3 protein-coding genes are annotated in these 2,527 nt (G+C 65.5%); all 3 read left to right on the forward strand.

Annotated features, from left to right (window positions below; translation table 11 throughout):
• Window positions 1-5: 5 nt before the first annotated feature.
• Window positions 6-1,274, forward strand: a complete 1,269-nt coding sequence (locus SR3_RS30135; RefSeq protein WP_068095094.1) for an aromatic ring-hydroxylating oxygenase subunit alpha — start codon at window positions 6-8, stop codon at window positions 1,272-1,274.
• Window positions 1,271-1,780 carry an aromatic-ring-hydroxylating dioxygenase subunit beta gene (locus tag SR3_RS30140; RefSeq protein WP_068095096.1) on the forward strand — a complete coding sequence of 170 codons (510 nt, stop codon included), beginning with the start codon at window positions 1,271-1,273 and terminating at the stop codon, window positions 1,778-1,780. Before SR3_RS30135 ends, SR3_RS30140 begins: the two co-directional genes overlap by 4 nt.
• Window positions 1,777-2,527 (forward strand): SDR family NAD(P)-dependent oxidoreductase (locus tag SR3_RS30145; RefSeq protein ID WP_245654165.1); only part of this gene is annotated, 751 nt, incomplete at its 3' end. The genes SR3_RS30140 and SR3_RS30145, both read left to right, overlap by 4 nt.

Raw genomic sequence — 2,527 nt, forward strand, 5'->3', positions numbered from 1 at the left:
GGCGCATGAGCAGCACGGATTTTGGCGGGCTGGTGAAGGATGATCGGGTCCACACCGCGCTTTACAAGGACGCGGCCATTTTCGACGAGGAGATGGAGCGCATTTTCAAGAACACCTGGGTCTGGGTCGGCCACGAGAGCGAATTGCCCGGCGCCAACACCTTCAAGAAGAGCTTCGTGGGCAATCAGCCGGTGATCGTCACGCGCGACAAGGCGGGCGAGATCCGCACGCTGCTCAACCGCTGCCGCCATCGCGCGGCCAGCGTCTGCGAGAAGAAGAAGGGCAAGCAGTCGGTCTTCGTCTGCCCCTACCACGGTTGGAGCTATGACATCGACGGAGCCTTGCGCAAGGTGCCCTATGCCGATGGCTATCCCGAAGGCCTCGACCGCGAGGAATTCGGCCTGATCCGCCTGCGCACCGAAACCTATCAGGGCATGATCTTCGCCACCTTCAAGCAGGACATCGAGCCGCTGGTCGAGTTCCTCGGCCCGGCGCGCAAATGGATGGACCTGTTCATGAAGCAGGGCGCGGGCTTCGGCGTGAAGGTGCTGGGCGAGCACAAGTTCCGCTTCCCCGGCAACTGGAAGATCCAGCTGGAGAACACCACCGACGCCTATCACTTCCCCATCGTCCACAAGACCTTCCTCGACAGTCTGGATGCCGAGACGGAGAACATCTTCGATGTGATCGGCTCGGGCGGCTGGGTGGAAGATCTGGGCCATGGCCATAGCGTGATGGTGATGATCCCCGATCTGATCGATCTGGACGAGAACCTCGACGCGCCGATCCCTGACCGCTTCGCCGAACTGGCGGACGAACTGCGCGCCGAGGGCCATGACGAGGCCGCCGTGCGCAAGATCGTGCGCGCGGTGGGCGGCACGGGGTTCAACCTCAACCTGTTTCCCAATGTCGCCTGCTCGATGGCCTTCTTTCGCGTGCTGCGCCCCGTCGGCGTGGCCGAGACCGAGATCCAGCATGTCGCCATCGGCATGGGTGATGCCAAGACCACGCCCTCGCCGGCGGGCAACCGCGCGCGGCTGCGTCTGCATGAGCATTTCCAGGGCCCGATGGGCTTTGGCACGCCCGACGACGCCGAGGGCTGGGAGCGCGTGCAGCGCGGCGCCCGGGCGGGCGACGATCTGTGGATCATGCTCAACCGTGGCAGCGCGGCGCCCGAGGGCCGCCCTCAGCCGGGGCATAACGCCGGCGATGCCTCCTCCGAAGTGGGGATGCGCGCGGCCTATCAGCAGTGGAAGAGGATGATGACGGCATGAGCACGGCAACCATGACCAAAACGGCCACGAAGGGGGGCATCACGCTCGACGAAGCCACGCGCTTCATCTGGGCCGAGGCCGATCTGCTCGACCGGCTGGATTACAAGCCATGGCTGCCCTTGTGGACGCAGGATGGCCGCTACACCATTCCCGTCGAGCATGATGCCGATGATTTCGAAAACCAGCTCAACGTCGCCCATGACGATGCGGCGATGCGTGAGGCGCGGGTGAAACGCCTGCTCTCGGGCTTCTCGATGAGCGCGGCGCCGCCCGCGCGCACCGTGCGCACCATCTCGCGCTTTGTGGTGACCGGCGAGCAAGCTGATGCCATCGAGCTGCGCGCCGCCATGGTGCTGGTGGAATACAAATACGAACGCACGCGCGTGCTGGCCGCTGATGTGACCTATCGGCTGGTGCGCGAGGACGGTGTCATCAAGCTCGACCGCAAGGTGGTCCGCCTGGCCAATTGCGACGACTTCCTCCACGGTATCGGATACCTCCTGTGAGCGGTCCTCTGCAGGATGTTGCGATCATCACCGGCGGCGGCAGCGGTCTGGGTGAGGCGATTGCGAAAGCGCTGCATGGCGCGGGCTATCGCGTGGCGGTGACCGACATCGATGGCGTCAGGGCACAGGCGGTGGCCGTGGCGCTCGACCCTTCGGGCGAGACGGCGGCAGGCCTGAGGCTTGACGTCACCGATGGCGCCGCCATCGAGGCGGTGGCCGCTGACCTCGATGCCCGCTGGGGCGGGACGCAGGTTCTGGTCAACAATGCGGTGCTGACCCGCGCCGTGCCGGTGCTGGATATTGCGCTGGAAGACTGGGATCGGGTGATGGCCGTCAATGCGCGCGGCACCTTCGCGGCCAGCCAGGTCTTTGGCCGCCGCATGAAGGCGGCGGGCTATGGGCGCATCGTTAATATGGCCTCGCTGGCGGGGCAGAACGGCGGCACCACCACTGGTGCGCATTATGCGGCCAGCAAGGGCGCGATCATCACCCTGACCAAGGTCTTCGCCCGCGATCTGGCGCCTTTCGGGATCACGGTGAACGCCATCGCGCCCGGCCCCATCGACAGCCCGATGGTCCGCGCGCTGGTGCCAGAAGACAAGATGCCCGGCATGCTGGCCAACATTCCGGTCGGCCAGTTGGGCGAGGCGTCCTTCATCGCCGATATGGTGACGCGTCTGGCGGCACGCGACGCCGGTTTCGTGTCCGGCGCGACATGGGACATCAACGGCGGCCTGTTCATGCGCT

Source organism: Novosphingobium rosa NBRC 15208 (assembly GCF_001598555.1).
Lineage (GTDB): Bacteria > Pseudomonadota > Alphaproteobacteria > Sphingomonadales > Sphingomonadaceae > Novosphingobium > Novosphingobium rosa.